Genomic DNA, 5,384 nt, shown 5'->3' with positions numbered 1-5,384 from the left:
GACAGGCTCCGGAAGACGGTTGTTGCGCACGTATTCGGTGAACGCACTATGGCGACGCTGGGGCGTCTTATGAGCTTGCTGTCACCCTTTGACGTGGTGATATGGATGACGGATGGCTGGCCACTGTATGAATCCCGCCTGAAGGGAAAGCTGCACGTAATCAGCAAGCGATATACGCAGCGAATTGAGCGGCATAACCTGAATCTGAGGCAGCACCTGGCACGGCTGGGACGGAAGTCGCTGTCGTTCTCAAAATCGGTGGAGCTGCATGACAAAGTCATCGGGCATTATCTGAACATAAAACACTATCAATAAGTTGGAGTCATTACCTGCATGGGAGTTTGGTATTGAATTTTTCTACCAGAAAAAGCATAACGATGAATTTAATCACGGTAAAATAAATGATCGTAGTATTTATACCGAAACTTACTACGAGCCAATTATCAAATATGCTTTTGAAAACGCAGGTAATCTGTATCTACGCACCCGCTTCGGACACGGGAAAACAGAAAACGCAGATAGTTTGCAATACAATGCAAACAGAACCTATTTCAAAACAATTCGAAAAGCCACTCTAGGTTATGAACAAAACATAGGTGACGACTGGATAGCCAAGATTGAATATAAACATGCCTGGGAAAAAGAGCACAAAAACTTTTATGATCCAAGAGATGAAGAAAAATATAATGTGCTCAATCAGGATAATATTTATGTTCATGCTTTCTATCGCTTTTGATTAAACAGAGGGAAACCTATGTTCAGCGCACTAGATATTAAAACGTTGATGCAAGAAACTTTATATGGTGATCCATCACTCAGGGTTGATACCATTCGGCCAATCCATAGTCCTTTAGTTGGTGGACTCTCGATTGTTATGACACCTGGAGATTTGTTGCATATACCAACGACTGGTGCGGATATAATTATCGGACCGGAAGAGATCATTAGTTCTAATACTAAGGCAAAGATTGTAGTCGATTACCTGAACGTGAATAATCTTAACAAAGTTTTAAGATATTTTAAGGTACATAAGTATCGTTTGTTTGAGCAAGAAAACACTTCAACGATACCTGATGTATACATTGGTAAACACTGCCAGATAGGTATGAACTGCCATTTTATGCCTGGTGTTAAAATTATGAACTGTGTGACCATAGGTGATAATGTTGCCATTCATGCGAATACAGTGATTAAAGAAGGTACTATTATTGGCAATGACGTTATCATAGATTCTAATAACTCCATCGGTAATTATAGTTTTGAATATATGTCGGATGAACGTGATTCATATGTCCGAGTTGATAGCATCGGTAGAGTTATCATAGGTGATGATGTTGAAATCGGTTGTAACAACACCATTGACCGAGGGACACTTGGAGATACGATTATAGGCCAAGGCACTCGTATTGATAATCAAGTGCAGATTGGACGTGACTGCATAATCGGTAATAAATGCCTGATTGTTTCACAATGCGGTTTTTCAGGACACGTAGTTTTAGGCGACCATGTTATTACACATGGTCAAGTCGGAATCGCCGGTCACATATCAATTGGTAGTTATTCGGTAATTAAGGCTAAATCAGGTGTAAGCCATTCTTGTCCTGAAAAGAGTGACCTTTTTGGTTACCCAGCCAAAAATACGCGAGAATACAACAAAAATCTCGCTGTCCTTAATAAACTAACTAAACAGCATGGTGTATATAAACAGTGAGTCGTTGAGAAGTATTATTTATATACATTAACATTAACATTAACATTAACACTGACATAGAAATAGCTTAACTAAGCAATACTACTTTTATTGAGAGTTTAAATGAAAAATAAATTGCTTATTGCGGCTGTGTTGACTGGTCTTCTTTCAGGATGCGTTGATGGCAATTCACCCTCTGGCAGTCAGGAAGGTGTCGTGAAAGCGGATCCTCGCTATTCAGAATGTAACCTCCCTGATGTAAATGAAAGAGGGCCAATTGCTGCGGGTCTTTACATTTCCGGAACCCTCCCGGAAGGCTATTGGTTAATGAAGCCAGAGCGTAAAATGCATTATAAGGGAGATGGTATTTATCAGCTTATTTATTCTGAAAAAGCAGGTGCGGTAACAATGCAATTTGCGACTATGAACTGGAATCCGCAGTTCACTGTAACAGGTCTTGAATTGCCATTAAATCAGGCTAAAACACTCAAGAAAGGAGGCATGGATAAAAATACAAAAGTCGTCATTCCTGCCGATGGAAAGTATGTTTGGACGATTCAAATTGGTCCTGATAAAAAGGCAATAGCCGCCATGGTAGCACCATGTAAATAGTTATTTTTAGCACTCCACTATTCAACATTCGTTGAATAGTGGAGTATCAGTATTCCAAAATTCTTGTTAATGAGAGCAGATTATGGCCGCGGTAATTCTACGCAAAGTTGAAAAAATTTATGACAATGGATTCAAACCTGTTCACGGCATTGATCTCGATATAAACGATGGTGAATTCATGGTTTTTGTTGGACCATCTGGGTGTGCCAAATCAACTACATTACGCATGATTGCAGGTCTTGAAGACGTATCAGGTGGTGAAATTTACATTAGCGACCGCCTTGTTAATACCCTTCCGCCTAAAGATCGCAGCATTGCAATGGTGTTCCAGAACTATGCGCTGTATCCCCATAAGACTGTATTTGACAATATGACTTTTGGTTTAAAAATGCAAAAAAGGCCAAAAGAAGAGATTAAGAAAATTGTCGAAGAAGTTGCAGAAAAACTTGAAATTAGCGATTTACTTTACCGAAAACCGAAAGAAATGTCGGGTGGTCAGCGTGTCGCGGTAGGCCGTGCAATTGTCCGTAAGTCAGATGTTTTCTTATTTGATGAGCCACTATCTAACCTTGATGCGAAACTTCGTGTTTCAATGCGAGTCAAAATTGCTCAGTTGCATCAGTCTCTCAAGGATGAGGGTCATCCAGCAACCATGATTTATGTTACACACGATCAAATTGAAGCATTGACCCTCGGTGATCGTATTTGTGTGCTTAATCAGGGGCGAATAATGCAGGTCGACACACCAGTTAATCTGTATAACCACCCTGCTAACAGATTCGTTGCTGGCTTTATTGGTTCCCCGTCAATGAATTTGATAGATGCGGTTGTACGCGAGGAAGACGGTAAACTCTATATTGACATTGCCCAAAATATTCGGTTGTACATACCTGAGAATAAACAATCAGTACTCAAAGCGTATATAGATAAACCCGTTTGTTTTGGTATTCGTCCAGAACATATCTCTTTGAGTGTGAATTGCAAAGAAATGAATACAGTCACTGGTGCATTAAGTATTATTGAAAATATGGGGAGTGAAAAATATCTTTACTTTACCGTTAACAACAAAGAGTTTATTGCAAAAGTCAACGATCAATCAATTACTACAGTCGATATTGGAAAAAATTTGTATTTCAACCTTGATACGAGCTTCTGTCATATATTTGATTTTTACACAGAAGAAAATATAACTAATTATTTGTGATTGATATGATAATAACCCCAAGTTGAATACCGGTATTAAACCCTTACCATTCCATAAGGCTTCTTACTGCTCGAACTGTCTATTGGTAATGTAATTAACTTCACGAAATGATTCTTATCCAGGTAATTGAGTTACAAAATTCCATCAATAAAGAAGAGCATATATGAATAAACCGTTGAAAACACCGCTTACTCAGTGAGTCTACTAATTAGGTCAGAGCATGTCTTCTGACCATAGTTGGAGGGCATTCAGATTCACAGTTCACAATGCTTATGTGCTGTAGACCTGTAGCCAGCTTGGGGATGAATGACGATAAATGCACATTTTATCTCAGCAATTTTTCGAAAATGTTAATTAATAATGTTAAAATTGGTAAGATTTCATTTTCAGTTCAGGAGCGCGTCTATGATACATTTGGTAAATAAATTGATAAATTTTGGTTTCACTCGTACCGATGCACAGGTTTACATCAGTCTTTTGAAAAACGGTCGTAGCAGTGGTTACAAGATTGCAAAGGAAATTTCACTTTCACGTTCGTCTGTATACTCATCAATTGATAATCTTTACAAGAACGGTTATATCTTTCTTGTCGATGGTGAAACCAAAGAATATGAAGCAAAATCTCCTGAACTCATACTTTCGCAAATTGAAAAAAGCACTATTGACAACATAAAAATCTTGAAAAAAGAATTATCACAGATGATGTTTCAGAATGAACGTGAATTCATTTATAATGTCTCTGGTTTTGATAATTTACATCAGAAAGCTAAAGAGATGCTCTCTTCTGCAGAGTATGAAATTTACCTCAACACGGATTTTGATTTACATTTTTTGAAAAATGAAATTTGTGAGGCTCTAAATCGACATGTTCGAGTTATTGTTTTTTCATTTAATAAACTTATTACTCCTGACCCACGCGTAGAACTATATTACCGTTTTAACCATGAAGAAGAATATTACCCTTCTCATCGTTTTATGCTTGTTGTTGATATGAAGACAGTAATGGTTTTTTCACAACGAGCTGAATCACTGGGGTTATACTCGAATAATCGCTTGCTTATCAATATAATTGCCGAACATATCCATAGTGATATATATCTAACCAAGTATCAGCAACAATATCCTGATGCCAATGCATTAATAAATACTTTGCATGAATCTGGCAATGATATGGTGCAGGATGAAAAACATTTGAGTGATAGCAAAAACTGTTAATATTTTCCTTTCATTGTGATCGTCTGTAGGCGATCACAATCTATTTGTCTTTTATAACGTCTAAACTTTTTTATGCAAAGGTATATTTATGATTTTTTTAACGATATAAAACCCACTGGTTGGTTAAAGAATAAGATGGAATGGTATATGAACGGTCATATAGGAGAACTGGATAAATTAGTTCCCCATCTTATTACGGAGCATAAAATATATGGAAGAGATCGTATAACTCCACTCACTGTTTCTGCTGAAGATAGCGTTATCAAAAAACAGAATAATCCCGATGATCACATGATGCAATATTATTGGTGGGATAGTGGGTAATGCTGCCAACTTACTGATTTAGTGTATGATGGTGATTTTAAGGTGCTTGCGTGGCTTCCATTTCCATCAGATGTCCTTCCTGCTCCGCTACTGAAGGCGTGGTGCGTAACGGCAAAAGCACTGCCGGACATCAGCGCTATCTCTGCTCTCATTGCCGTAAAACATGGCAACTACAGTTCACTTACACCGCCTCTCAGCCCGGTACGCACCAGAAAATCATTGATATGGCCATGAATGGCGTCGGATGTCGCGCCAGTGCACGCATTATGGGCGTTGGCCTCAACACGGTTTTACGTCACTTAAAAAACTCAGGCCGCAGTCGGTAACCTCGCGCATACA

Annotated in this window: 5 protein-coding genes and 3 pseudogenes; all 8 read left to right on the top strand. The window is 38.5% G+C overall.

Features of this window, described 5'->3' with window-relative positions:
- Positions 1 to 315 (top strand): annotated as a pseudogene (locus tag BGK49_RS09125) (IS1-like element IS1B family transposase); the annotation flags it as partial.
- Between the two features lie 16 nt (positions 316 to 331).
- Positions 332 to 736 (top strand): annotated as a pseudogene (locus tag BGK49_RS09120) (porin); the annotation flags it as partial.
- Between the two features lie 18 nt (positions 737 to 754).
- Positions 755 to 1,711: a UDP-3-O-(3-hydroxymyristoyl)glucosamine N-acyltransferase gene (locus BGK49_RS09115; protein ID WP_000490374.1), complete on the top strand. Its 957-nt coding sequence runs from the start codon at positions 755 to 757 to the stop codon at positions 1,709 to 1,711.
- 102 nt (positions 1,712 to 1,813) lie between these two features.
- Entirely contained in the window at positions 1,814 to 2,302 is a 489-nt protein-coding gene (locus BGK49_RS09110) for a hypothetical protein (RefSeq protein ID WP_001307257.1), read from the top strand.
- Between the two features lie 82 nt (positions 2,303 to 2,384).
- Positions 2,385 to 3,506: an ABC transporter ATP-binding protein gene (locus BGK49_RS09105; protein WP_000741727.1), complete on the top strand. Its 1,122-nt coding sequence runs from the start codon at positions 2,385 to 2,387 to the stop codon at positions 3,504 to 3,506.
- Positions 3,507 to 3,911: 405 nt separating this feature from the next.
- The gene (locus BGK49_RS09100) at positions 3,912 to 4,721 is read left to right on the top strand and encodes a TrmB family transcriptional regulator (protein ID WP_000581610.1); all 810 of its coding nucleotides are present in this window, start codon (positions 3,912 to 3,914) and stop codon (positions 4,719 to 4,721) included.
- A gap of 147 nt (positions 4,722 to 4,868) precedes the next feature.
- Positions 4,869 to 5,045, top strand: a complete 177-nt coding sequence (locus tag BGK49_RS26075) for a hypothetical protein (protein WP_171722660.1) — start codon at positions 4,869 to 4,871, stop codon at positions 5,043 to 5,045.
- A gap of 50 nt (positions 5,046 to 5,095) precedes the next feature.
- Positions 5,096 to 5,384 (top strand): annotated as a pseudogene (locus tag BGK49_RS09095) (IS1-like element transposase); the annotation flags it as partial.

The sequence above is a fragment of the Shigella sp. FC1544 genome (assembly GCF_001722145.1).
Classification (GTDB): domain Bacteria; phylum Pseudomonadota; class Gammaproteobacteria; order Enterobacterales; family Enterobacteriaceae; genus Escherichia; species Escherichia coli.
Note: the sequence above shows the minus strand (reverse complement) of the source record. Positions and strands in the feature narration are given on the sequence as shown.

Coding starts and splice junctions, on each gene's coding strand:
- BGK49_RS09115 (WP_000490374.1), top strand. CDS start 755: ATGTTCAGCGCACTAGATATTAAAACGTTGATGCAAGAAACTTTATAT.
- BGK49_RS09110 (WP_001307257.1), top strand. CDS start 1,814: ATGAAAAATAAATTGCTTATTGCGGCTGTGTTGACTGGTCTTCTTTCA.
- BGK49_RS09105 (WP_000741727.1), top strand. CDS start 2,385: ATGGCCGCGGTAATTCTACGCAAAGTTGAAAAAATTTATGACAATGGA.
- BGK49_RS09100 (WP_000581610.1), top strand. CDS start 3,912: ATGATACATTTGGTAAATAAATTGATAAATTTTGGTTTCACTCGTACC.
- BGK49_RS26075 (WP_171722660.1), top strand. CDS start 4,869: ATGAACGGTCATATAGGAGAACTGGATAAATTAGTTCCCCATCTTATT.